This window comes from Vagococcus allomyrinae (assembly GCF_017829975.1).
In the GTDB taxonomy this organism is placed as follows: Bacteria; Bacillota; Bacilli; order Lactobacillales; family Vagococcaceae; genus Vagococcus_D; species Vagococcus_D allomyrinae.
On the sequence record NZ_JAEEGA010000001.1, the window covers coordinates 452,264 to 476,559 of the forward strand.

The following is a 24,296-nucleotide window of genomic DNA, read 5'->3' on the forward strand; positions in this document are numbered from 1 at the left end:
ACCGCTAGACAAATCTTAGCGAAGAGGGCGTGTTAAAGTTTGGCTTTCGAGTTGTTAATGACAAAATGATGGTTATAATAGTTATAACAAGAAAAAAGGAGTTTGAAGATGCGCTATATTAGAAGCTTCCAATTGTCACCAATGGAACTAAAAAATCCGAATATTTATCCTTACAATAGTTTGAAACAACACTCTGGTGAAGTTGTCGTCTTTGATGGGATTACGTTGTTATATGGAAGTAATGGGTCAGGGAAATCAACTTTATTAAATATACTGGCAAGTAAATTGGGCATTCCTGGTGCGGAGCCACCAAAGGGCTGGGGGAAAACTGATTATTTTGCTCAATATACGCTTGAAAGCTCTCTTAGCTTTGAAGAGGATGATCTTGGGCGAGTTCGGATTGTCCCAGAGAATAGTCGTTATCTTAAGAGCGAAGACATTCTTTATGAAATCAAAAAAATTCAACAAGAAGCCATTTTAAGAGAAGGTTATCTTTATGAGCGGAAACAACTTGGGATGACTAAGGCTCAATTACTAATTCATAAGGCCTCCTTTAAGATGGACCAGCAAATTGAACGTCGGCAATTTGCTCAAGAAAAATATTCCAATGGTGAAACGGCCATGCAAATCTACGAGGATTACCTGCAACCAGAGGGCTTGTATCTGTTGGATGAGCCTGAAGCTTCATTATCGCCAATTAATCAACTCAAGCTGGCATCGTTAATAACTGAGGCAGCTCGTTTTTGGAAGTGCCAATTCGTGATTGCCAGTCACTCGCCATTTTTATTGGGGTCACTGGAAGGAACCATCTATAATTTGGACCAAGTGGGGATACCGACTCAAGCTTGGACAGAATTAGAAAATATTCGGACGTATCAACAATTTTTTGTAAACCATCAAGATGAATTTTAGTAAGAAAAATCAGGACCACCGAGGAACTTGGTGAGTCTTTTTTTCGTTGAAGAAGTCGATATATAGTTCCTATTAAATAATCGCGATCAGTCGTTAAACTTTCAGCTAAAGAGAAGCTGAAGCACCACTCTTCGCTCGTCATTATGTTGATAATCCAATGGAACTTTATGTTCGGATTAGTTTACGGGATGTATATATTTTTAGAAATTTTTGAAATAATTCGTGGAAATATCTGTCTAAGAAGAAAGTTTCATGAAAATATCTAACTTGAGTACGAGTTATGTCGTGAGGGAGTCTGCTAGACTGTTCCTTATCGATTGTTATGAAATGAACAAATGGTGTAAATGGATTAGATAAAAGCTAAATTGCGTCAAAAAGGGTGGAAATTTGTTATCTGGTAAGTAACTTTGGATATCTAAGCACGCTTTTTGTGTGAGGTTATGACAAAAGAAGGTACCAAAACTGTTTGAACTGACTCCCTATTAACGTTATATTGAGAGTGTAAGAAGGCTATCAAGTCGTACGCTTGAAAAAATTAATGAGGTGTTGCAAATTGTTAAGTAAAATGATTAAAGAAGAATTTATTCAATTGAATATTGAGGTAACAGATTGGGAAGAGGCAATTAGACAATCAGCAACCCCTCTACTTACAGGTAACAAAATTACAGCAGAGTATATTGAAAAAATCATTGAGATTTCACGGACTATTGGGCCTTATATTGTGATTACTAAACATGTGGCATTGCCTCATGCACCTGTTGAAAACGGGGCATTAGCTCCTGCCATGGGAATTACAACCTTGAAAACACCGGTTGTTTCAGGGAACCAAACCAATGATCCCGTTAAATATCTCTTTTGTATGAGTGCTAACGATAGTGAGTCACATCTTCAAGGGATGGCAGAGCTTGTTGAGTTGTTAAGTAATGATGAGTTTTATAGGATGCTAGATACTGCCAAATCAGCAAAAGACATTTTAGCCTATATTTCAGCCAAGGAAACAAACTAAAAACGAGAAGGTTCTTGAGTAATCTCAGGTATCGTCTTAAACAAGGGAAGAGGAAAATTTATGCATAAAGCATTAGTCGCATGTCGTGCAGGAGTTGGCTCAAGTTTAATGTTAAAAATTAAAACGGAGCAAGTTATCAAAGAACAAGGGTTTCCAATTACAGTGGAGCACTCATCATTAGATGGGGTATCAGGTTTTGATGGGGATCTATTGATTACATTATCAGATGTGGCTGAGGAGCTAAGCACTAAGAAATTAAAGCAGACGGTGATTGGCATTAATAACATTGTTGATAAAAATGAAATCGCCACCAAGCTTAAAGCCTTTTTAAATCAATAGGAGTAGGAGATTAGATAAATGAATTTTACCATTAGCTTTTTAAGCACACCAGCTGTTTTGCTGGGGATTGTTGCATTTGTTGGATTAGTTGCTCAGAAAAAAACGGGAACAGAAGTATTAACGGGAACATTTAAAACGATTATCGGTTTTATGGTCTTCAGTGCAGGTGGTGGCTTGATGACTGGAGCCTTACAAAACTTTAACAAGTTGTTTCAAACTGGTTTTAATATTGTTGGGGTGGTGGCCTCACCTGAAGCCACCACTGCCATGGCACAAACAGAGTATGCCTTAGTGACATCTTGTACATTGATTTTAGGATTTGTCATGAACTTGGTTTTTGCACGGATTACACCGATGAAAAATATATTCTTTACAACCGGCCATAGTTTATTCTTTGCTTGTGTGTTGTCATTGATTATTAAATCTTTTGGCATTTCTGATATTATGGCGATTTTACTTGGTGGAACAATTTTAGGGTTCTGTTCGGCGGCCTTACCGCAATTATGTCAACCATTTATGCGCAAAATTACTGGTAGTGATGAAACGGCCATTGGCCACTTCAATATGATCGGTTATGCGTTGTCTGGTTATATCGGTAAGCTCTTTAGTAAATACGAAAATAAAAGCACGGAAGACATTAATTTTCCCAAATGGTTGTCTTTCTTTAGAGACTTCTTAATGGGCGTTGCGGTGATCATGTTGGGCCTCTTCTATCTTTCGGCATTAAAAGCGGGGCGTGATGTGACACAAGAACTAGCTGGCACGACTCATTGGTTAGTCTTCCCAATGGTTCAAGCCTTTACTTTTACGGCAGGTATGTCAATTCTAATGACGGGCGTGCGGATGTTCTTAGCGGAAATTACGGCAGCGTTTGTCTCAATTTCTGAACGGTTTATTCCGAATTCCCGTCCAGCATTGGACGTTCCAACGGTTTTCCCTTATGCGCCAACAGCGGTTATTGTCGGCTTTTTATCAGCCTATGCAGCTGGCTTAATCGGCGTCTTCGTCATGGTTATCTTTAAGTTTCCAGTGGTGATTATTCCAGCTGCTCATATCTGTTTCTTCTCTGGGGGAACCGCAGGTGTTTTCGGAAATTCAACTGGTGGGTGGCGTGGGGCAGTTGCCGGCTCCTTTGTCATTGGCTTGCTATTAGCTTTCTTGCCAACGGTCCTTTATCCCATCTATGGCAGCATGGGACTAGAGGGGTCAACTTTCCCAAATATTGATTACAATGTGATTGGTATCTTACTAGAAAAAATCTTAAGTATATTTAATTAAACCCTAGGGAGCAGAGCGGTTGGCTTTGCTCCTTCAATCAGGGGGTGTGGAGGATAAAGGCATGAGTATGAAAGAAAGTCAGGTTTTGGAGCAATTTTTAGCGAATTTATCAGAGGAGTTAAATAAGTTTATCAATGACTTATCTCTGACAACGTTGGCAGCGGCTCGAGACATCATTTTAGAGGCTGAGTCTCAAGGTGGCCGGGTTCATGTGACAGGCATTGGCAAACCGGGGCACGTGGCAGATTATGTGGCTTCCTTGCTGTCCTCTACGGGGACGCCAGCTTATTTTTTAGATGCAACAGAAACTATTCACGGCTCTGCCGGACAAGTGCGACCGGGGGATGTGGTGATTTCAATATCGAATAGTGGTGAGACAGAGGAATTAAAGCAGACAGTGACGACTTTGAAGAAAAATGGTGCCCAGATTATTTCCGTAACAGGAGGCAAGGAATCCTGGTTATCCAAACAGAGTGATTGCACCTTACTGGCTAGTGTGGATCATGAGGGAGACCCTTTGAACAAGCCACCACGGGCCTCAATTATTGTGGAAGTAACCGTGTTGCAAGCTTTGAGTGTTTTATTGCAAGAAGGGAAAGGGTTAACCGCAAGGGAATACGTTAAATGGCACCCAGGCGGGGCTTTGGGACAAGCTGTTGCCAAACAAATGGAAGGATGTGATCAATAGATGGCGCTCAAAGGAATTATCACGGCAATGGTGACACCATTTAAAGCCGATCAAACAATTAACGAGGAAGGAACTATTGCTTTAGTAAATCGGCTGATTAATAAAGGTGTAGCCGGCCTGTTTATACTTGGGACCAATGGTGAATTTCATGTGATGAATCAGCTTGACAAGCAGCTTTTTGCTAAAATAGTGATCGAGGCAACCGCTGGTCGTGTGCCAGTTTATGTTGGAACGGGTGGCAACAGCACAGAGGAAGTTGTCAGCTTGTCAAAAGAGATGGCAACCTTAGGAGCCGATGCTTTATCAGTAATTTCCCCTTACTTTGTCGGACTAACTGAAGCAGAATTAGTTAATCATTATACAAAGATTGCCGATGAAGTAAGTATTCCAATCATCTTGTATAATATACCTAAAAATACGGGAATGAACATCAGTCCTGAGGTGGTGTCAATTTTAAGTAGCCACCCTAATATTATTGGCATTAAAGACAGCAGTGGCAGCTTGGACAACATGAGTGACTATATAGCGGCAGCAAAAGGTCAGCAGTTTGATGTCTTGTCTGGTTCAGATTCCCTTATTCTAAAAGCTTTGGAAATAGGGGCCACAGGGGCTGTTGCTGCTACTTCCAATGTCTTAACCACGAATGATGTGGCGATTTATAACCATTGGCTGGCTGGGGAATTGGTTGAAGCACAGGAGATGCAGGAAAGTATTGAAGAATTTCGGCGAGTGTTGAAATTTGGCACCTTACCTTCTGTTTTAAAAGAGGCTATATCGATTCAAGGAATTGAAGTTGGGCTTCCGCGATTACCGGTCTTACCGATAACGGAGGAACAGCGAAAAGAAGTGATTCATGTCATGGCTAACTACGAGAAAGGGGGAATTTGAGATGTATCGCAACCAGATATTATCGCGAATAGAGGAAACGGCTATTATGGCAATTGTCCGAGTTGAAACCGAGGAGCGGGCCATTGAGATTGCTGAAGGCTGTTTAGCAGGAGGAGTTGACTGTTTGGAAATTAGTTACACCTTGCCGAATGCTGGGGAAATTATTAGTTTTTTAACAAAACGATATGGAGATCGCTTGCTAATTGGGGCGGGAACTGTACTTGATTCGGAAACGGCTCGCTTGGCTATCTTAGCAGGAGCTAAATTTATTATTGCCCCTAATTATCAGGAGAGTGTCTGTCGTTTGGCGAATCGATATCAGATTCCTTATATGCCAGGCTGTACTAGTGTGACCGAAATGTTGACGGCTATGGAGGCGGGAGCAGCCATGGTTAAAGCATTTCCAATCTCTAACTTTTATGGTAGTAACCTAGTCAGCACTTTTAAAACGCCAACACCTTATATGCCGATCATGTCTTCTGGTGGCGTGACGGTGGAAAATATTTCGGAGTGGCTAGCTACAGGGGTAGAATGCATGGGTGTCGGTAGTTTATTAACTAAAGGAAGTACTCAAGACATTGCTAAGAATGCCGTAGCTTTGAGACAAGCTGTGATTGACTTTCGTCAGGCCAATTAACTAATGGAGCTATTTAATCGGAGCTGACTAGTGGTGTCTGATTTAACAAAAGCATAGCGAAAGTGATCTTGCTGATTTGTGGGGAATCAGCAAGATTAGTGGCAGTTAGCGAAGAAGTCCTGGAATGTAAGGCCAACCTTTTAATTAAAAGCTTATCTGAAGGGGATTGTTGGGAATGGCGATTGACAAGGGGGAACAGAAATGACTGATGAACGTTCGCGGAAATTAATGAAAATACTAGTTGAGAGACAACGCCATGAATTGGCTGAATTGGAAAATCAAACAGGACTAACTAGACGGCAGCTAGAATACACACTGGAAAAAATCAATGCCATCCTTTTGGAGACCTATCAACAAACCATTGTGTTAGAAAACAATCGCATCACGGTGTCATTGGAAATGAAAGAGCAGTTATTGGCAGTTTTAGTGGATGACTCCTATGCCGATGAGTATGTTATGAATGGGGGGGAGCGGGGAAATTATCTGTTTTTGCTCTTATTTTATTTTGTGGATGATTATTTCTCGATCAATCATTTTATGACGGAATTCGGTGTTGGTAAAACCACCATTTTAACAGATTTAAAGAATCTTAATGCCTTGTTAGAGAAAGAAGACATCGCCATCGTTTATTCGCGAAAAGAAGGGTATCGGTTAGTTGGTAATGAGTTCGACATTCGGTATCATCTGATGAAAATGCTTATTTGGGATTCCACCGAGCAGAATACTATGTTTATCTATGATTATTTTATCGAAAAAAATCAGTTACCAAGTGTTGAGCAAACAAAAGAAGCAATCGCGCCTTATTTAGTTGAGTACCAGCTTTCCTTTGTCGAAAATCGCTTAAAAGAGTTTATTTACACCTTGATATTTTTAGAAAAACGACTGGGGCTAAAGGTGAAGGTAGGGGCAGAGAAATTTCGTTTACCTGCAGTGATTGCCATGAAAGAATACCAGTTTGCCACACGAATACTAGCCCTAACCGATAATCATGATGATTTTTCAGCCCTCTATTTAGGGGCTTGGATTTTGGGATTATCGGTAGGCAATCCTGATTCGACGACTAAAGACTACGAGATTATTATGGAGCTGGTTAAACGGATCATCATGCGCTTTGAGGCCTTGTCGGGGATTCGCTTTAATCACCAGGAGCTGGTGATTAATCAGTTATACTCTCATCTACGTCCAGCTTATTATCGTTTGTATTTTAAATTACCAATTGTTAATCCCCTTCACAGCAAGATAAAAAAAGAATACAGTGAGCTCTTTAATATTGTGGAAGAAGCCTTGAAGCCGATTGCCTCTTTATTTGAGCATGCCATCCCTGAAGAGGAGATTGCTTTTTTGACCATGCATTTCGCTTCCTTGAGTGCTAGCTTAAAAGAAGCCAAGCAACCGCAAAAAGTCGCCTTAATCGTCTGTCCAAATGGGATTGGCAGCTCTTCAATCGTCTACACCGAATTAAAAACCCTTTTTCCAGAACTGTCCTTTATTGGCCCTATGGAAACGAATGGAATTGAACATTTAGCTGACTCGTACGATTTAATCTTTTCAACAGTGCCAAATATTCGGTTGTTTTACACTAAAAAACCTGTTTACGTGGTTAGTCCAATTATGAATACGGCGGAAAAGTACCGTTTGATCAGTGATGTTTATTCTCAATTAGGTAATTTAGGTTTTCAATTACCAAGTGTCAAATCAATTTTGGAAGTGGTGGAAAAGCATGCGACTATTTTAAATCTCGGCGCCTTGGAAAAAGAACTCTATGACAGCTTGATTCCTAAAAATGAAAACCCTGAATCAGAGGTGACTGAACCAGTGCTATATGAAATTACCAATCCAGACTTGATTCAATTAGGGGTGACAGCCCGAGATTGGGAAGAAGTGATTCGTGTGGCAGGGGCTCCCCTTTTAAAACAAGGGCACATCACACGTGGATACATCGACACGATAGTCGAAAATACTAAGCTGGAAGGGCCGTATATGGTGATTGCCAAACAGATTGCCCTCCCACATGCTCGCCCAGTAGATGGGGTGAAGAAATTGGGAATCAGTATTACCAGTCTCAGCTATCCCATTGAATTCGGGAGTAAAGAGAATGACCCGGTTAAGTATATCTTTTGTCTAGCGGCCACAGCCAATAATCGCCATTTAAATGCCATGGCAGAATTAGTTGAATTACTGGATGATCAAGCTTTTTTTGAGTTATTGGATACTAGCCAAGAGCCGCAAGTGGTTTACCAGTATTTAATGAGCAAGTCACAGTGAGAATAGACGAGTTTTATCGACTGTGGTATACTCAAGCTAATTGCTAGGGGTGTCTTTCAAAAAGACTGAGATATTGATGAAATCAATGGACCCTCTGAACCTGAGAGTTAGGACTCGCGAAGGGAATGCTAATAAGTAACACTATCGGAAGATCCTTTTTTTCGATTGTTTATTTGGCTATTTTCGGCTACTTCCTGATGCTTAGGAGGTGGCCTGTTTGCGTTGGAGAGAGCAGGAGGAGCTTCTAGCGGTTGACTAAATGAATGAGGTGAGAGAGATGTTTTCAGAAGAGTTACGTGAAGCAGCAGCAGAATTATGGCAGGCGAGTTTTGATCATGGGTTTATCCAAGAGTTAGTGGCTGGGACGTTAGAGGAGGGAGCCTTCCGCTATTATTTATTACAGGATTGCTATTATTTGACTCATTTTTCCGATGCTCATGGTCTGCTGGCGGCTAAAACGACGGATGAAAGTGTTCGCAGCAGTCAACTGGCTTTAAAAAAAGGCATGGATGAGGGGGAAATCGCCATTCGCGAGAGGTATTTTAAGTGGTTAGGAATTACTCAGGAGGAGTATCAGAAGACGGTGGTGGCCCCCAGTGCTTATCAGTATGTCAATCATCTCTACCGCCAGCTGACGACTGGAACTGTGGCCACTTCGCTGGCGGCGCTTTTGCCGTGTTACTGGCTTTATCATGAAATCGGCGTACGATTTAGGGAGGTGACTTCGCCTAATCGATTGTATCAAGATTGGATTAATACATACGATAGTCCAGCGTTCGCTGAAAATACGAGAAGGCAAATTGATTTGCTAAATCATTTGGCAGAAGTGGCTAGTGAAGAGGAGCGGTTGGCGATGAAAGAGTCATTTTTAATAAGTAGTCAATATGAATTGGCTTTTTGGGACATGTCCTACACTGGTGAGACATGGCAGTTTGGAAGGTAAAAGGGTGGTCGCGGTGAAATTGAGAAAGATGAGTTATACTGCCAGTTTAGCCACTTTAGCGTTCGTTGGTGGCAGTCTGTTCTCTTTTTCGATTGGCGTAGTGAAAGTGACCCCTGTTCAACATTTGCTCAATTTGGTGACAGGGGTGGCACTAGGACCTTGGTATGCGCTAAGCCAAGCATTCGTGGCGTCACTGTTGCGAAACATCGTTGGTACTGGAACGCTGTTAGCTTTTTCTGGCAGTATGATTGGCGCTTTTTTGGTAGGAGTTGTCTATCGGCAAAGGGGAAAATTAATGATAGCAGGAGTGGCAGAAGTTTTTGGAACGGGTTTAATAGGTGGGATTGTGTCCGATATGCTAGCTAGAGGCCTTCTGGGAATGGACCTGCCTTTTGGTTTAATACTAGGAAGTTTCTTAGTTAGTGCAATCGTAGGCGTCTCAATCGGTTATCCTGTGGTGAAAGTGCTGAAGAAAAGATTTCCTCGATTATTTAATCAACAAAACGATCAAGGGTAGCCCTTGATCGTTTTGTTATTAAAGATAGGTGGCCAGTAAATAGAGAACCACCAAATGAGTGGGGTAAAAGAAATAGAAAAACCATTTCATTTTGCGGCCTTCTTGACCATTGTAAAAAAAGAGTGGGATAGCAGCAAAAATCATCATCCATTGAAAGTTACTGAGAAAAAGGTCTTGAAATGAAAAGCCAGTCGAAATCAGAGCGACAACCGCCAAGGCTAAAAGCTGCAAGCTTTTTTTACCGCGGAACAAGTAGAAGCAAAGAGCTAATAAAACCATTAAAAAGCCACCTTCCACAAAGAGAATATTGGGAATTAGCAGGGAGCTGTAGACCGCAATCATGACGAAATCAGGAGAGTCAAAAAGGAACATCAGACCGAGCCCGTAAACGATGACAGCTGTGATGATGGCACAACCCGCTCCCCATTTTGAAGGATTCTTAGTGGTGAGACCTAGCTTTATTAAATCGACAGCAGACATCAATAAGACTGCTAGAAAGAGGGTACCGAAGATATTGTTCATCAGCATGACATTATCATTTGGAACTAATCGTGATAATAGCTGTTGAATCAAAGACATGATCCAGAACCCAACTAATAAATTGCGCAAGTAAGCCAGTTTATTTCGCGTGTAGTGGAAACCTTCGGCGCTTAGAAAGAGAAAAATTGGTGCGACAATTCGGCCGATCATGGTCAGCCACATAGGCGCCCCTTGTAAGACAAACATTTGATGAATGTGATCGCCAACCATTAAAGTAATGCCCAATACTTTTAGTTGAAACGCAGTTAATCCTTTTTGCATAGTTGTTCTCCTTGTTGATAGATTTGTGAGTGTTGTAACCTTTAAAAGTATATCTTAGGGAGAATTAAATAACACGAACATAAGCCTTACAGAATGTGACAGTTTTGTTAGGTTGCGGAATGATTTTGGAGATGGCAGATGTTTTCCAGTATCGACTGACTATCTAGGGGTAGCCAAATGCCTCAAAAAGGTTTAAGTGTTTTTTTGTTTTCGTTCGGGTTTTTGCGTATATCTTTGTTGTTTTATTGGTTTTTGAAAACAGGTTGATTCAAAAAGGTTGGTTGGGTTGTTCGGTTGACTAAAACGTTCGCCTGTGGCATGATTAACTTGAATAAAATAAGAAAAGGGGCTTGACTATATGTTACCAAAAACACTCACAAAAGAATTTATCAAAGGAATGCCAAAGGCGGAACTCCATCTTCATTTGGAAGGAACATTAGAGCCAGATTTGAAGTTAGTGCTAGCCGAAAAAAATCAGATTGATATTGGTCAAACAACGATTGCTGAAATTGAAAAAAGTTATCAATTTGATTCTTTGCCATCATTTTTAAATATCTATTATCCGGCCATGAATGTCTTACAGGTTGAGGAGGATTTTTATCAATTGGCCATGGCTTATTTAACAAAAGTTAAAGCTCACAATGTTCGTTATGCTGAATTGTTTTTTGATCCTCAAGCGCATACTAGCCGTGGTATTTCTTTTGAAACTGTCATCAATGGTTATTACCGTGCAGTTACAGACAGTCATACTTTAGGGATTGAAACTGCCTTAATCATGTGCTTCTTGCGAGATATGTCAGCTGAATCAGCTGCTGAAACTTTTGAGCAAGCGTTGCCTCACAGAGATAAAATCTTAGGGATAGGCCTTGATTCAGATGAACACGGCAATCCTCCTGGCAAATTTAAAGCGGTATTTAAACGGGCGAAAGAAGCGGGTTTCCACATTACCATGCATTGTGATATTGATCAGGAGAATTCGATTGGCAATATCCGAGAGGCGTTGCTAGATATTCAAGTGGAACGTTTGGATCATGGAACCAATATTGTGGAAGATCGTGAGTTAGTGGAGTATGTCAAAGAACAAGGCATTGGTTTAACTTGTTGTCCGGTTTCTAATGGGTTTGTAGTGGACGATATGAAAGGCAAAGAAATTCTGGACTTGCTAAGAGAAGGGGTTAAAGTAACCGTTAATTCTGATGATCCTGCTTATTTCCAAAGTTATATCTCCGATGATATTTTCGCCTTAAGTGAAAATTATGATATGACGCCAGCTGATGTGGTTTTGTTAGCAGAAAATTCCTTTGCCATTAGTTGGTTACCAGAAGCGAAGAAAAGCAGCTACTTACAAGAAATTGCTGATTATGTGGCGAGTTATAACGAGTAAGCATAAAAGAAAGGGGCAGTTAAAAAGATGAACGAGCAAGATGTCTTGACTTTTTGGTTTCAGGAATCAGCAGAAAAACAGTGGTTTACTAAGGATTCAGGCTATGATGAACAAATTCGTCAAAAGTTTGGGAGTTGTCATCAGCAAGCGATCCGAGGAGAATGTGTGGGGTGGCGAAAAAATATTCGGGGGCGTTTGGCAGAAATTATTGTGTTGGATCAGTTTTCTCGTAATTTATTTCGTGATAGTCCTTTAGCATTTGCTAACGATGGCATGGCCTTAGTATTAACTCAAGAAGCGATTGCCACAGGTGAAATAGATCAACTCTCCCAAGTAGAGCGCTCATTTTTATTTATGCCTTTAATGCACTCAGAATCATTGGTGATTCACGATGAGGCCTTAAAACGGTTTGCGGAACCAGGCATGGAGACGACGTTAGACTTTGAAAAAAGACATCGGGATATTCTATTGCGATTTGGTCGCTATCCGCATCGCAATCAGATTCTGGGTCGAGCCTCAACTGATGAAGAGTTGGCGTTTTTAACGGAGCCAGGCTCCTCCTTCTAGTCTAAAAGGTCACTAAAATGGCATCAAAGTGTTGTTGAGATGATGTTCTTTCAGGAAGCCTATTCTTTAGCCGCCTTTTCGAAAACGTTAAGGCGGTTTTTGCTGTTTTGTTATGAGAATCGGCTTATGATGGGGAGTATTTTTGAAAATGGCAATATTAGTTTATTAACTTTGTTTTTATAATGATTAATATACTATATACTGATAAGTGAACTTTTGTTTCTGCAAGCTCAGTGTTTGTCCTTTTGAATGCTACCTAATGATGGGACCGGAGACACTTACTGCATAAAGAAGTATCTTAGGAATTAAGAGGTAAACCCTCTTATTCCAATAGTTTTAAATACTTTCCTTCAATAAACGATTGTTTTTTATAGTTTTTATGCTATAGTATTTTTAGATGATATATCCTTAATAAAGTGTCTGTCATCACTAATTTTGTTGAACTGATAACATAGGAAGGTGGTTGAGAACAATGGCAACAGAAGTGAGCAAACACCCTAAAGTAATCACCAAATACCGATTAAATTATGCTCAGTACAGTCAACTGAGAAAAATGAGTTACCCTCATCTTGTGGAAGAACAAGCGGGGACTCATGAATTAAGTGCTCTATATTTCGATACAGCGGATTTTGAGTTAATGCGTGAGGTTCAGGAAGGAAGTATCTATCAGGAGTTATTTCGCATGAGAACGAGTGATCGTTTAATGGAAAAGTCCTTAGTGGCGATGGAAATTGTCAAACAGTTTGATGGCAAAAATTCTCAACGCAACGTCTTAATTCCTTATGTAAATGCCCAGAGCTTTTTAAGGGATTATCGGAAACATGTTATGAAAAAAGGACTAGAAGCACAGATTAGTCGAGAAATAGAGTACCTCGTTTCGGGGAAGAATTTAGTGCCAAAAGTAGTCATTTCTTCTGATAGGATAATGGCGAAATGTTTAAAAAAGGGTCGTTTAGATATAAACTTTGATTTTAATATTCGTTGGCGATCGACAGATTTTGACTTACGAAAAGGGAATATTGGTGATTTTGTTGATCCGACATTAAATGTTTTAATGACAGTTAAAAGCGATGGAGACTGTCCCCTTTGGTTCAGAGAATTATTGGAAGAGTTAAGCATTTGTGAAACATCATTTTCAAGCTTAATAGTGACTTATAAAGAACATCTATTTAATAAGGAGAAAAAACATTATGTTAGTGAGTTTGTTAGCCGATAAAGCGGAGAGTATTAATATGATTCAATTAGGGTTGTGTACTGTTACATCTATTGCGCTAGGAATTATGATAGCCTTAGTCTGCATGCATCGCAACAGTTATCGTAAGAATTTTATCGTAAGTTTACTGGTTTTGCCATCGTTGATTCAATTTATCATGATGTTAATTCAGGAAGATTTGGTACGGGGAATTGTTTTGTTAGGTGTGTTTGGACTCATGAGAACCAGCGTAGAGCCTGGTGAATCGCGTGAAACCATGAGTCTTTTGTGGGCTATTGGAATTGGGATTGCCACAGGGCTAGGGTATATTATTTATGTGATTTCCTTCTCCTTAGTGCTAAGTGTCTTGTTGTTAATGATGCAATCGATTTCCTTTGGTGGTGCAGGTCGGACGAGTAAACGAGTCATTAAAATCATGATTCCAGAAAACTTGGATTATCCTAATCTATTTGACGATCTTTTTAAGAAATATTTACATGAGTTTTCGATGGAAAGTGTCAAAACTACTAATATGGGTAGTCTTTATGAAATTGCTTATGCAGTCAAGTTTAAAGATATAGCCAATGAAAAAGCACTTATCGATGAGATTCGTATTAGAAATGGTAACCTGACGGTAATATCTGCCAAGGTTGAGAGCCATTAGGATTAGAAAAGCTCAACGAGGCGTTGCCGTAGCTCTAATTGCTTTACTTCGTTGTCCCCTTGTCTCTACGCATTAAAATGCTAGAACAACGGCAGCAATTAGAAACAAGGGCCACTAGACTGCGTTCTGATCTCATCAATTGCTATACGCTGAAGCGTCGAGCATTGAAGGTCGAAGAGCACTTAGAATTTGTTGAGTTCAAAGTTTAGCGTAGGGCTACCTCGTGAAGCTGGATTCAAACTACTATTTATACTTTCCTATCGAGTAAAAAAGCAGTTGAGAGACGTCATTCTCAACTGCTTTTTTTAGGCCATTAAAGCCTCATAATCTTTGCGTTGCAGACAGTGTATTAGTTCTAAATCAATGTGAGTTAATTGTTTTTGTGCTAGTACTTCTTTGATTCGATAGATGGTTGATTGATAAAAGCCACGAGATTTAATCCGCTGAACAACAGGAAATTCCTGTTGATATTTGAGGGATTTAGGATTAGTTTCCCCTTCCCATTCAGAAATAAAATGTCTCAATGCATCTGGTAAAGAGGTTAATAAGACATCTTGATTGATGCCCTGAAGGTTAAAATCGGGCAGGGTGTTTATTTTAGCTGCATATCCTTCGACAATTGGTGAAAGTTCAATGAGAATCTCCATATGAAACATCCTTTCTTTTTCGGTTGTAAATAACAGCGCTTACTGTGAGTTTAATTATAGCGCTAATTTCACAAAAAAGCGATAACTTAGCTTGTTTCTTTTGTATAGTTTCGGTTTAACCGTGCTTTTGGCCTTTGTTGCTGGGAGGGTGTTTGTGAAAAAACGTTGTGTTTGGTGGCTGTCTTGCTATAGAGGTGGTTCAACTATAAGTTGGCGACGACATCTTTCGGTTTGCACGACTCCTTGTTTTAGAGTTTAGGATAAGCTAACAAAGTGTATTAAGGGGCGGGAGATAAGTAGTTCTCAGGCAATCAAATAATAGTATCGCGCAACTTTCTTTCAGTCTCACGATCTTTCATCAACAGTAAAATAGCAAGGAAGGCATTCGACAGAATACCTTCCTTGCTAATCTTAGAGTGTTTAAGTTAGTAAGTTCTTTTAATCATTTTTATACTGTTCTTCTAAACGGCTCATCCACCAGCCAAGAGCGGCTCCAGCGATACAAAGGGCAAAGCTGGCAAAGTAGTTAGGTAGAGTAAAGCTGCTGTAGTCCGTAGGGATGATCATAATGGTGGAAGCAAAGACAATCCCTAAAATAAAGTGGAATAGTTTGGCATAGGCTTTGCTGAAAATATAGTCCATTACTTTTGATAAGGCTAGGACACAAACAAGTCCACCAATGGCGATAGGTATGATAACCCCAAATTCAACATTTTTAATGCCGTCTGACATAGCTTTATACATTCCCATGTAAACCAAAAAGTTAGAAGGACTGAGGCCTGGAACGATAATACCGAGACCAATTAGCGCGCCCGCTATCATCCAGGTGAAGAAGTTTTGTTCAATACTTCCTGAGAATAAATTTTTGCCATAAAGTAAGAAGATTAGGCCAAGGATAAAGGTGGCAATCATGATCATAACATCTGTATTATTGCGTCCGTGCTTGCCTGCCTCTTTCCAAAGAGCTGGAACTGTTCCGATGATACAGCCGACGAAAAACCAGAGGATGATGCTCTCATAATTTCCTAAGAGAAAGCTGACGGCGAAAGATAGAAGAAAAACCCCAGATAATCCTCCTAAGCCAACGGGAATAAAGAAAATAACATTTTCTTTAAAATTTTTGGTGATGTGTGCTAAAAAGGTGATGATCCGCTCATATATACCAAATACTGCTGCTAAGGCACCACCGCTAATGCCTGGCAAAATAAAACCAGAACCGATGAACATTCCTTTTAAAAAACGTAAAAGCCAATCTTTTATACGACTATTTGTCATGAAGTTGCTCCTTTTCCAATCAATCTGTTAGTTTCAAGAGTAGTGTTTTCTTTTTAAAGGGATCCTAAGGATCTTTAAAGAAGAAGGTCAATCATTACAATTTTACTATTGTTTGCTCGAGAGTTCAAATTAATTAACGATAATCTAATGAAAGGAAGAACAGTGCTCTTTAATATAGGTGGAATTGTTTGTGAAATAGTCAATTTATTATTACTTTTATGGATTCAAGTGTAGTATTATTTAGGTAATGACGATGAATTATCAATTGCACCAAAGCGATTAGATAGTGAGAAGGGGGAACAATATAGTATGAGGAAAGAGCGTTACATACTGGCTATTGATCAGGGGACAACGAGTACACGAGCCATTTTATTCAATAAAAAAGGAGAGGTTCACCACACTGCTCAGAAAGAATTTACTCAATATTTTCCGCAACCAGGCTGGGTGGAGCACGATGCCAATGAAATATGGTTAACGGTTCAAGCTGTCATTGCGTCAGTTTTGATCGAATCAAACACCCGCCCTCAACAAATCGAGGGAATCGGCATTACCAATCAACGAGAAACAACGGTCATCTGGGATAGAGAAACGAGCGTCCCTATTTATCACGCCTTAGTTTGGCAGTCTCGCCAAACCAGCTACATTGCTGATCAATTGATTGCTGATGGTTATGAGGAGCTGATCAGCAGGAAAACTGGTTTGCGAGTCGATGCTTATTTTTCTGGAACCAAGATCAAGTGGTTGCTAGATCATGTTGAAGGGGCTCGCGAACGGGCTGAAAATAATGAGTTGCTGTTTGGGACAATCGATTCTTGGTTAATTTGGAAGTTAACAGGCGGGGCTGTTCATGTGACCGATTTTACCAATGCGTCGCGGACGATGATTTACAATATTCATGAGTTAAAATGGGATCAGGAACTGTTAGCATTGCTTGATATCCCAGAAAATATCTTACCAGAGGTTAGACCCTCTTCTGAGATTTACGGCACGACTGTTAGTTACCATATGTTTGGTCAAGAAATTCCAATCGCTGGAGTTGCGGGCGATCAACAAGCGGCTTTGTTCGGTCAAAATTGTTTTGAGGCAGGCAATATTAAAAATACTTATGGAACAGGTTGTTTCATTTTGATGAATACGGGCAATCAACCCATTCATTCGGAGCATGGCTTGGTAACGACGATTGCTGCTAGTGTCGGTGATGAAGTTCAGTACGCTTTAGAAGGTAGCGTCTTTGTCGCTGGTTCCGCCGTTCAATGGTTGCGAGACGGTTTACGAATGTTTGAAAAGGCGGCAGATACAGAGTATTATGCGACAAAAGTGGCATCTTCTGACGGTGTTTATGTGGTGCCTGCCTTTGTTGGTTTAGGGGCGCCTCATTGGGATTCCGATGCTAGAGGAGCGATCTTTGGCTTGACCCGTGGCACCTCGAAAGAAGTTATGATCAGAGCGACGCTGGAAGCGATCGCTTATCAAACAAAAGATGTGATGGAAACCATGTTGCAAGACTCAGGTTTGCCGATTACCAGCATGCGAGTGGATGGGGGAGCAGCTAAAAATAATTTTCTCATGCAATTTCAAAGTGATATTTTGAATCTTGATATTAGTCGACCAAAGGTGAATGAAACAACGGCATTGGGAGCTGCCTACTTAGCCGGATTGGCTACAGGTTATTGGAAAGATATGGCTGATATTCGTAAAAATTGGCAATTAGAGCAAGAGTACCACCCAAAAATGGTCGAAGCAGAGAGAATTAACTTGTATGATGGTTGGAAGAAGGCAGTTGCTGCGACACTGATCTTTAAATAAGGATTGAACCGGAAAATAGTTTCCGGTTTTTTTACTGTTGCCATTGAGATGGAGGATTCACAATGTGTCTTTCGATGTAGTTGGAGAATAAAGAGACTCACATTTTGCTGATAAGCTGTGAGTAGGGTGTGGTTTAACGATGAAGGGATACAGTGGCAGTTAGTGATCGGAGTGCCTTGATTGACATTTTTTGTGAAATGCAGTATATTTTTAAAGGGTTAATTCGGTACCGAAGTATTCGGTGGTGAAGATCGAAAGGGATGGAGCAGTGGAAAGGTTCATCTTTATTTCGTGTCCAGTAAAGCTGTTCTTATCAGGGAGGATCGATAGTGTGAATGAAAAATTAACGCGAGACATTTTATTATCTTTGCGGGAATTGCGTAAAGAGACTCAAGCACTGCTAGAAGAGCAGTCAAAAACGTATCATATTTCTACAACTCAATTATTTATTTTGGATATGCTGGATAAGTATCCCCAGTCATCTCTTCATGAAGTGGCTAAATTGGTCAATTTGAGTCCTAGTACAACGTCAGAAGTGGTCGAAAAAATGGTGAAAGCTGGCTATTTGAAACGAGAACAAAGTCAAAAAAATCGCAGGACGTTGGAGCTCTCTTTAACGGCGGCAGGTAAAGAAACCTTGACTAACACTTACTCTGACTATATCCAAGATTTTGCAGTCTTGGCAGAACTGGATGAGAGTCGGTTGCAGGCATTTTATGAGACGCAACAAGCGATTATTGACTTACTAAAACAAAGGAGATTGACAAGTGGGGAAAAGTAAAGAAAACAAACAAGATATTACCGTTCTAATTATTTTATTATTTGGTACTTTTTTAAGTTTTTTAAATCAAACCTTGATGAACGTGGCATTGCCAAGTATTATGCGTGATTTTGAAATCACGGCGGCTCAAGGTCAGTGGTTGTCTAATGGGTATATGCTGATCAGTGGGGTGATGATACCAGCCACCGCATTTTTAATTGATCGCTTTAAAACCCGTCATCTTTATTTAACATCGATGATTGTTTTTACAGCAGGAACGTTGCTAGCGTCAGTTTCATTGAATTATCCGATGCTGATTGCTGGTCGGATGATCCAAGCTCTTGGGGCTGGGCCGATCAGTCCCTTAATGACCGTTGTGGTGATGAATATGTTCCCTATGGAAAAGCGGGGCAAGGCTATGGGCTTTATCGGTTTGGCGATGAATTTTGCGCCAGCGATTGGCCCGACGTTGTCCGGTTGGATCGTTCAGTCTTATAGCTGGCGTTCGATCTTTTTTATCGTATTACCGTTAGGCGTCATCAACATCGTGGTAGCCTTTTTCGCGTTGAAAAATTTTGGGGTTCAGCGTTTTCCTAAATTTAATGTGACGGGCATCGTGTTGTCTACAATTGGATTAGGGACGTTGTTACTAGGTTTTAGTAATGCAGGAGATAAATCTTGGGGAACTTTCGATGTAGCGGGTTACATTATTATTGGACTGGTTGTAACAGCATTATTTGTTTATCAACAGTCACATACTGATACGCCATTATTAAATTTTTCTGTTTTTAAAAATCGTTTGTTTACAATTTCAACGGTGACAAACTTTGTGGTAATTATGGGATTGTATGGCGGCATGATTTTGTTGCCGATCTTCTTACAAAACGTCCAGGGGGTCTCTCCGATGACGTCAGGCATGGTTTTATTACCAGGGGCGTTAATCACCGCGTTTATGTCGCCGATCACTGGGGCACTCTATGATCGAATGGGTGCTAAATATTTAAGTTTCTTTGGTTTATTATTGCTATCATTGGGAACGTTTATGTTTACCTTCATTTCATCCGAGACGAGCTTGCTTTATTTATCAACGATGCAAGGGGTTCGTTCGTTTGGTTTGGCCTTGGCTTTAATGCCACTTCAAACAGAAGCGTTAAACGCCCTTTCTTTAGATGTGATGGCTCACGGATCGGCCATGTATAATACTGTTCGTCAAATTGCCGGCTCAATTGGAACGGCTGTCTTGGTGACTGTCATGAGTCGAGGAACTGTTGGGTTTGCCCAGGCAAATCCAAGTGCGACACTACAAGCGGCAACAGTACATGGCATCCAGGTGGCATATATAGGAGCGACAGTCATTACGTTTATTGCGGCAGGTTTTTGCCTTTTATTGAATACACCGAAGAAAGATCAGCTTCAAAGTGTGGGACAGTTGGAAGAAGTTTAACAGGTAAAAAGTGGTTACGGCAAAGTCGTAACCACTTTTTTTAGGGATACTGCATTTATTTTGTTAAAAGGAAGTGATTGTAATGGCAAGTTAATCATTGGTTAGGGCTGTTAGTTGGTCGTAAAGATCTCTCGATAAAATGATTAAAGTTGGAGATGTGATGGCCACATGTTCGATTTGTTGGGTGAAAATTGCGGTAATAGGTGTGAAAATGATTAAGTCAATGGCTTCTATAGCAACGATTTTTCTAGCGTCTAAGGCGTCGACTGTCAACCATTCGACATTTCCGTAGTAGCGAGTAGTTAATTTGGCTTCTAAGAGAGTAGCCTCATTGGCGAGAGTTGTTTCTTTGACGATAGGTGTGATGATCAATCCTTTTTTTTGAAGTGTGTTACTTAAGTCAGCCTCTGATAGTGGTGGTGATTGTTCTTTGGAGTGGGGGCGATTGAAGGCTCGCAAGATTTTATGGATCAGTTTTTCTTGTGAGGCCGCTGATTTTGAATCAAGTAAGTCGGTAGTTTCCATGTGATACAAGCTTCTCAAATTTAACAGACTGGTGTCGTTAGGGAGCTGTTTATTTTCTTCCCACTGAAAAAGTGTTTCGGGAGAAATACGCAGTAATTTACTAACATCTTCTTGAGTATACCCAAGTAGGGTTCGGGGTGTTTTTAAGTGAGTTCCGATTGGCATAAAAACTCCTTCTGAAGTAAACAGACAATGCTCCGTTGACAATCGAGATGTCGTGTTAACAGATTGTGTCAGTCGATTGCGAGTGGTGTTCTGATTGTCTTTGACTTGTGTTATTTTCTTTATCATAGCATCTAACCAAGAAGATTGTCTAATTATTTAGGCACAGTCACAAGGCTTATCGTTGATTATCTGAGATTTTGGCTATGAATGTTTTGAAATCTGAAGTATAATGTTATTATTTCCATCACACGATTAACGTCGTCATAATTGATTGGCAATAAAGAATTGCTGAGCAAGAAAGAGCGATAATTTTGATAAAACGTTGATAATTGTATATTATGTAAGGAGGAGAATGCTTGCGATTGTCAACATCTTGGAACAGGTGTGGCAATTTATCAGAAGAATCGCGTGAAAGGCGATTTACAAGGGGTAATGTATGAAGAAAAAGCACATGGGGATTAAGTGGTGCCTCCTAATGGTAATCAGTTTGATTCAATTGTTATTTTTAACAGCTCCACTTCAGGTTAAGGCTGTGGAATCTAGTTTCAGAACCATTGGTTATTTACCTGATTATGATACTAAATTTATCGAAGCAACCATTGATTTTTCGCAATTAACAGATGTTAACTATTTTGCAGTTGTGCCGCAGACAAATGGCACATTAAAGTTTACGGATAGCGGTCATTCAGATCAGCTAGAGTCGTTAGTAACAGAGGCACACAAGGCCAATGTTCGGGTAGGGGTAAGCATTGGCGGCTGGGGATTAAGCGACTATTTTGCAGAGGCCACCTCAGAAGCGAACCAAAGTAAGTTCATTGATGAAATTTTAGCATTTGTAAAAAAATATCAACTGGATACGGTGGATATTGACTGGGAATACCCAGCAGAAGAATATGCCGATCAATATGTTGGATTTATTAAAAATTTGAAAAAAGCATTGGGTAAGAAGATTAATTTATCGATTTGCGTACCAACAGGAGTTGCTTCCAACGGACAAGCAACAGGTAGGTGGGAAAATCATTTTAAACCTGAGGCCTTAAAAGAAGCGGACTGGGTCAACATTATGGCCTATGATGCTCAAGTCGAAGGGGCGCCTAATCATTCGCCAGCCGAATTGCAGAAGAACAGCTTGAACTACTGGAATGACTTGATGGGTGGCGACCAGCTTGGCAAGTTAGTTGGCGGTATTCCGTTTTATGGCAAAGCTGAAAATGGCGCCGTTGTGACCTATAGTAAAATTGTGGCAGAGTCAGTTGGTGTTCCTAATACAGATAGTATTGAAATCGCCGGTCAAATTTATTATTTTAATAGTAAGGGAACTGTTCAAAAAAAGGTCCAAGATACGATTGACCTAGGGGCGTTAGGTGTGATGATATGGGCACCGACACAAGATGCTGCTGTCAAAAGTTCCAATCGCTTGATGAACGTGGTAGTGAACACTGTCAGCGCTAATAATGTCTCTTTGGATGAACCGGAATTTACGGTTTCTAAAGAACCTGCGCCGGAAGTGAAATCCGCTAAGTGGCTGATGTATGTCTTTGTTGTGTTAATTGCGGTTGTGGCGGTCTTGCTGTTTAGAGGTCATCTTCTATATCTCTTACCAAAACGAATTAATGGGAAAAGAGTTCGGCGGGCTAATTTAGCTAAAGGCATTAGTGTGCTATTATTTTTAGTGGATATAGTCTTGCTATTGTTTTTATTACTGCCAACGTTAGTCGCGTTACTTCTGATGTTAGCCATTTTAGTGGCGCTGTATGCTATCTTGCGTGACTAACTAAAATTAAGGAACAGCAATAAGGATCTCGCTTATTGCTGTTTTTTTGTGACAAAATCGTTAATTAAACGTATAGTAAGTGAATTATCTGGAATTTCAGTGGCAAGGGAGGGGAGAAATGAAAAAGAATCAAGTTAGTTGGTTGTTTGAAACATACTATTCCGATTTGATTTTATACGGGATTGGTATTACTAAAAATCAGAAGATCGCAGAAGATCTGGTCAGTGATGCTTTTTATAAGTTGTTGTTGAATATCGACAAAGTGGCTCTTCACCAATGTAAATTTTGGTTGATGCGCGTGATGAAAAATAGTTATATTGACAAGTATCGAAAAGAGCGGCACCTTGAATTTTATGAAGCAACGGGGCGCAGTATCGAAGTGATGGAATCGAATCATCTAGAGAAATTACTTCAAGAAGAAGTCCGACGAGATTTGATGCAGAACATTCAAAAACTACCTGCAAAGTATACCGAAGTGATGATTCTTTATTATTTTCTTGAACTCACTGGCAAAGAAATTGCTGAGTACTTGGATGTTAGCTATGGTCAAGTTAGAACAAGATTATATCGCGGTCGTCAATTATTAAAAGAAAGGTTGGAGAAGGATGGAGAAACGTAATTTTGAAGAACGTCTCAAAGCTTATCAGGCAGGTTGGTTATCACCGGAGGAAGAAGTGGCCATTGAAGTGGAAATTGATAAGGCCAGAGCGATTCAGGACTATTTATTTGCAGAGGATTTTCAGGCAGATATGGAGCTTGAGTTTAGTGAAACTATTGACAGTCAAGCCATTCAAAAAAATGTTAAGCGGCGATTTATTAAGCAAGGGGTCATAATTGGCATGGCAGTATTGGTCAGTTTATTGTTGCTTTATTTTCTTGTATGGCCTTTAGTGAATAACTTTTATCTTAATCCTTTGACAGGCAAAAGTAAGTATCGTCCCAGTGATTATGAGCTCTATCAATGGGCACAAAATTATGTCTATACGGATGGCGATTTGCTGACAGGCGTTTTTATTGAAGGGAAAGGCTTAGGCAGCTATGAGGTGAAGAATACTTACTTTAATGCCTTTACTAATAAGCATCGTTTTGATTCTGTCACACTCAAGCGCAATGAGGTGATTTATCAAGCCCGTTCAGGTGATTATTTGGATCTTGGCGACTTGAGTATGTTTTCAACAGCCGCCGATTTTGGCGGGCGGAAAAATGAGAGTCTTGAACGGAAGATTGCTCAAATCAGTGCGTTACCAGAGTCAGCTTGGCTAAAAGTCGCGATTAATTTTGGTCAATCCCTGTCAATTGATGAGCTGGAATCATTTATTCGAGAGGAGGAAATCTTAAGACCTCTTTATACAAAGGTTGAGGTTACTGAAGAAATGGAGGGAATCCCTCAGACTAATTTTGGTTTTCGGTTTAACCGCTCCTTGGTTAGCACAGGTTTAGCAATTGGAAATAAAGAAAAAAAGGTCTTAGACGAAGAATATCCCCAGTTATTTCGAACGGATTTGTTTAATTCGGCCAGTGAAGCAGAGGTGGTGAGGGAGCATTTCATTTCAGCTCTAACTTATTTGGTGGATCATCAAGGAGATGTGCCAAGTGAGGAAATACCAGCAGAGTTTCCTGAAGACGCTAGTTTTCAACCAGCAGGAGCTTTGGCTTATGTAAAAAAACATGGCGTGAAAGTCGTACGTTTAATTGTGGCAATTCCAAAGGGAGAATTTGAGTCTTTAGTAAAAAATAGTCAGATTAATGCTATTGGGGTGCCTGAGGTCAGTATGTATGCCCCTTATCTAGAAACACGTATTTTTTAAACACAGTGTCT

The 24,296-nt window shown here is 40.3% G+C and carries 24 protein-coding genes and 1 riboswitch; of the genes, 20 read left to right on the plus strand and 4 right to left on the minus strand.

All coding sequences use genetic code 11. The features are described from left to right. Positions 1 to 108 precede the first annotated feature (108 nt). The 10 genes from I6N95_RS02000 (at position 109) to thiW (ending at position 9,473) form a co-directional block, all read left to right on the plus strand. The gene (locus I6N95_RS02000) at positions 109 to 912 is read left to right on the plus strand and encodes an AAA family ATPase (RefSeq protein WP_209524661.1); all 804 of its coding nucleotides are present in this window, start codon (positions 109 to 111) and stop codon (positions 910 to 912) included. Positions 913 to 1,465: 553 nt separating this feature from the next. Continuing rightward, positions 1,466 to 1,918, plus strand: a complete 453-nt coding sequence (locus I6N95_RS02005) for a PTS sugar transporter subunit IIA (protein WP_209524662.1) — start codon at positions 1,466 to 1,468, stop codon at positions 1,916 to 1,918. A gap of 60 nt (positions 1,919 to 1,978) precedes the next feature. Further along, complete coding sequence (locus tag I6N95_RS02010) at positions 1,979 to 2,257, plus strand: PTS sugar transporter subunit IIB (RefSeq protein ID WP_209524663.1); 279 nt, start codon at positions 1,979 to 1,981, stop codon at positions 2,255 to 2,257. 18 nt (positions 2,258 to 2,275) lie between these two features. Then, positions 2,276 to 3,535, plus strand: coding sequence for a PTS ascorbate transporter subunit IIC (ulaA, locus tag I6N95_RS02015; RefSeq protein ID WP_209524664.1), 1,260 nt, complete (start codon positions 2,276 to 2,278; stop codon positions 3,533 to 3,535). A gap of 61 nt (positions 3,536 to 3,596) precedes the next feature. Further along, a complete protein-coding gene (locus I6N95_RS02020; protein WP_209524665.1) occupies positions 3,597 to 4,223 on the plus strand; it encodes an SIS domain-containing protein in 627 nt (208 codons plus the stop codon). After that, positions 4,224 to 5,111, plus strand: a complete 888-nt coding sequence (gene dapA, locus I6N95_RS02025) for a 4-hydroxy-tetrahydrodipicolinate synthase (RefSeq protein ID WP_209524666.1) — start codon at positions 4,224 to 4,226, stop codon at positions 5,109 to 5,111. A gap of 1 nt (position 5,112) precedes the next feature. After that, on the plus strand, positions 5,113 to 5,748 hold the full coding sequence (locus tag I6N95_RS02030) for a beta/alpha barrel domain-containing protein (protein WP_209524667.1): 636 nt from the start codon (positions 5,113 to 5,115) through the stop codon (positions 5,746 to 5,748). A 201-nt stretch (positions 5,749 to 5,949) separates the two neighbouring features. Further along, entirely contained in the window at positions 5,950 to 8,013 is a 2,064-nt protein-coding gene (locus I6N95_RS02035; protein WP_209524668.1) for a BglG family transcription antiterminator, read from the plus strand. Positions 8,014 to 8,048: 35 nt separating this feature from the next. After that, a riboswitch (TPP riboswitch) is annotated at positions 8,049 to 8,156 on the plus strand. A gap of 116 nt (positions 8,157 to 8,272) precedes the next feature. After that, positions 8,273 to 8,956 carry a thiaminase II gene (tenA, locus tag I6N95_RS02040; RefSeq protein WP_209524669.1) on the plus strand — a complete coding sequence of 228 codons (684 nt, stop codon included), beginning with the start codon at positions 8,273 to 8,275 and terminating at the stop codon, positions 8,954 to 8,956. Between the two features lie 13 nt (positions 8,957 to 8,969). After that, positions 8,970 to 9,473 (plus strand): energy coupling factor transporter S component ThiW, encoded by a 504-nt coding sequence (gene thiW, locus I6N95_RS02045; RefSeq protein WP_347340525.1) that lies wholly within the window; start codon positions 8,970 to 8,972, stop codon positions 9,471 to 9,473. Positions 9,474 to 9,491: 18 nt separating this feature from the next. On the opposite strand, the gene I6N95_RS02050 is transcribed toward thiW, so the two are convergent. Then, on the minus strand, positions 9,492 to 10,274 hold the full coding sequence (locus tag I6N95_RS02050) for a TraX family protein (RefSeq protein ID WP_209524670.1): 783 nt from the start codon (positions 10,272 to 10,274) through the stop codon (positions 9,492 to 9,494). A 358-nt stretch (positions 10,275 to 10,632) separates the two neighbouring features. Here I6N95_RS02050 and add point away from each other — a divergent pair, with 358 nt between their 5' ends. The 4 genes from add to I6N95_RS02070 all read left to right on the plus strand — a co-directional run bounded on the left by add (position 10,633) and on the right by I6N95_RS02070 (position 14,081). Continuing rightward, a complete protein-coding gene (add, locus tag I6N95_RS02055) occupies positions 10,633 to 11,658 on the plus strand; it encodes an adenosine deaminase (RefSeq protein ID WP_209524671.1) in 1,026 nt (341 codons plus the stop codon). A 27-nt stretch (positions 11,659 to 11,685) separates the two neighbouring features. Beyond that, positions 11,686 to 12,225, plus strand: a complete 540-nt coding sequence (locus tag I6N95_RS02060; protein WP_209524672.1) for a DUF924 family protein — start codon at positions 11,686 to 11,688, stop codon at positions 12,223 to 12,225. Between the two features lie 472 nt (positions 12,226 to 12,697). Next, positions 12,698 to 13,441, plus strand: coding sequence for a VTC domain-containing protein (locus tag I6N95_RS02065; RefSeq protein ID WP_209524673.1), 744 nt, complete (start codon positions 12,698 to 12,700; stop codon positions 13,439 to 13,441). Next, positions 13,416 to 14,081 (plus strand): DUF4956 domain-containing protein, encoded by a 666-nt coding sequence (locus I6N95_RS02070; protein ID WP_209524674.1) that lies wholly within the window; start codon positions 13,416 to 13,418, stop codon positions 14,079 to 14,081. Before I6N95_RS02065 ends, I6N95_RS02070 begins: the two co-directional genes overlap by 26 nt. Before the next feature lie 305 nt (positions 14,082 to 14,386). Here the strand turns inward: I6N95_RS02070 and I6N95_RS02075 are convergent, their stop codons facing one another. Together I6N95_RS02075 and I6N95_RS02080 are read right to left on the minus strand one after the other, a co-directional pair. Continuing rightward, on the minus strand, positions 14,387 to 14,728 hold the full coding sequence (locus I6N95_RS02075) for a hypothetical protein (protein ID WP_209524675.1): 342 nt from the start codon (positions 14,726 to 14,728) through the stop codon (positions 14,387 to 14,389). 438 nt (positions 14,729 to 15,166) lie between these two features. After that, on the minus strand, positions 15,167 to 16,003 hold the full coding sequence (locus tag I6N95_RS02080) for a DUF368 domain-containing protein (RefSeq protein ID WP_209524676.1): 837 nt from the start codon (positions 16,001 to 16,003) through the stop codon (positions 15,167 to 15,169). Positions 16,004 to 16,312: 309 nt separating this feature from the next. On the opposite strand from I6N95_RS02080, the gene glpK reads away from it, so the two are divergent. From glpK to I6N95_RS02095, 3 genes are all read left to right on the plus strand, one after another. Continuing rightward, a complete protein-coding gene (glpK, locus tag I6N95_RS02085; protein WP_209524677.1) occupies positions 16,313 to 17,809 on the plus strand; it encodes a glycerol kinase GlpK in 1,497 nt (498 codons plus the stop codon). Positions 17,810 to 18,140: 331 nt separating this feature from the next. Then, on the plus strand, positions 18,141 to 18,590 hold the full coding sequence (locus I6N95_RS02090; protein WP_209524678.1) for a MarR family winged helix-turn-helix transcriptional regulator: 450 nt from the start codon (positions 18,141 to 18,143) through the stop codon (positions 18,588 to 18,590). Continuing rightward, on the plus strand, positions 18,577 to 20,013 hold the full coding sequence (locus I6N95_RS02095; protein WP_209524679.1) for a DHA2 family efflux MFS transporter permease subunit: 1,437 nt from the start codon (positions 18,577 to 18,579) through the stop codon (positions 20,011 to 20,013). The genes I6N95_RS02090 and I6N95_RS02095 overlap by 14 nt, the downstream gene beginning before the upstream one ends. Before the next feature lie 90 nt (positions 20,014 to 20,103). On the opposite strand, the gene I6N95_RS02100 is transcribed toward I6N95_RS02095, so the two are convergent. Next, complete coding sequence (locus I6N95_RS02100) at positions 20,104 to 20,829, minus strand: helix-turn-helix domain-containing protein (RefSeq protein WP_209524680.1); 726 nt, start codon at positions 20,827 to 20,829, stop codon at positions 20,104 to 20,106. Positions 20,830 to 21,139: 310 nt separating this feature from the next. On the opposite strand from I6N95_RS02100, the gene I6N95_RS02105 reads away from it, so the two are divergent. From I6N95_RS02105 to I6N95_RS02115, 3 genes are all read left to right on the plus strand, one after another. Beyond that, positions 21,140 to 22,477 (plus strand): glycoside hydrolase family 18 protein, encoded by a 1,338-nt coding sequence (locus tag I6N95_RS02105; protein WP_209524681.1) that lies wholly within the window; start codon positions 21,140 to 21,142, stop codon positions 22,475 to 22,477. Positions 22,478 to 22,595: 118 nt separating this feature from the next. Continuing rightward, positions 22,596 to 23,096, plus strand: coding sequence for an RNA polymerase sigma factor (locus I6N95_RS02110; RefSeq protein ID WP_209524682.1), 501 nt, complete (start codon positions 22,596 to 22,598; stop codon positions 23,094 to 23,096). Beyond that, positions 23,083 to 24,285, plus strand: a complete 1,203-nt coding sequence (locus I6N95_RS02115) for an anti sigma factor C-terminal domain-containing protein (RefSeq protein WP_209524683.1) — start codon at positions 23,083 to 23,085, stop codon at positions 24,283 to 24,285. Before I6N95_RS02110 ends, I6N95_RS02115 begins: the two co-directional genes overlap by 14 nt. Positions 24,286 to 24,296: the final 11 nt, after the last annotated feature.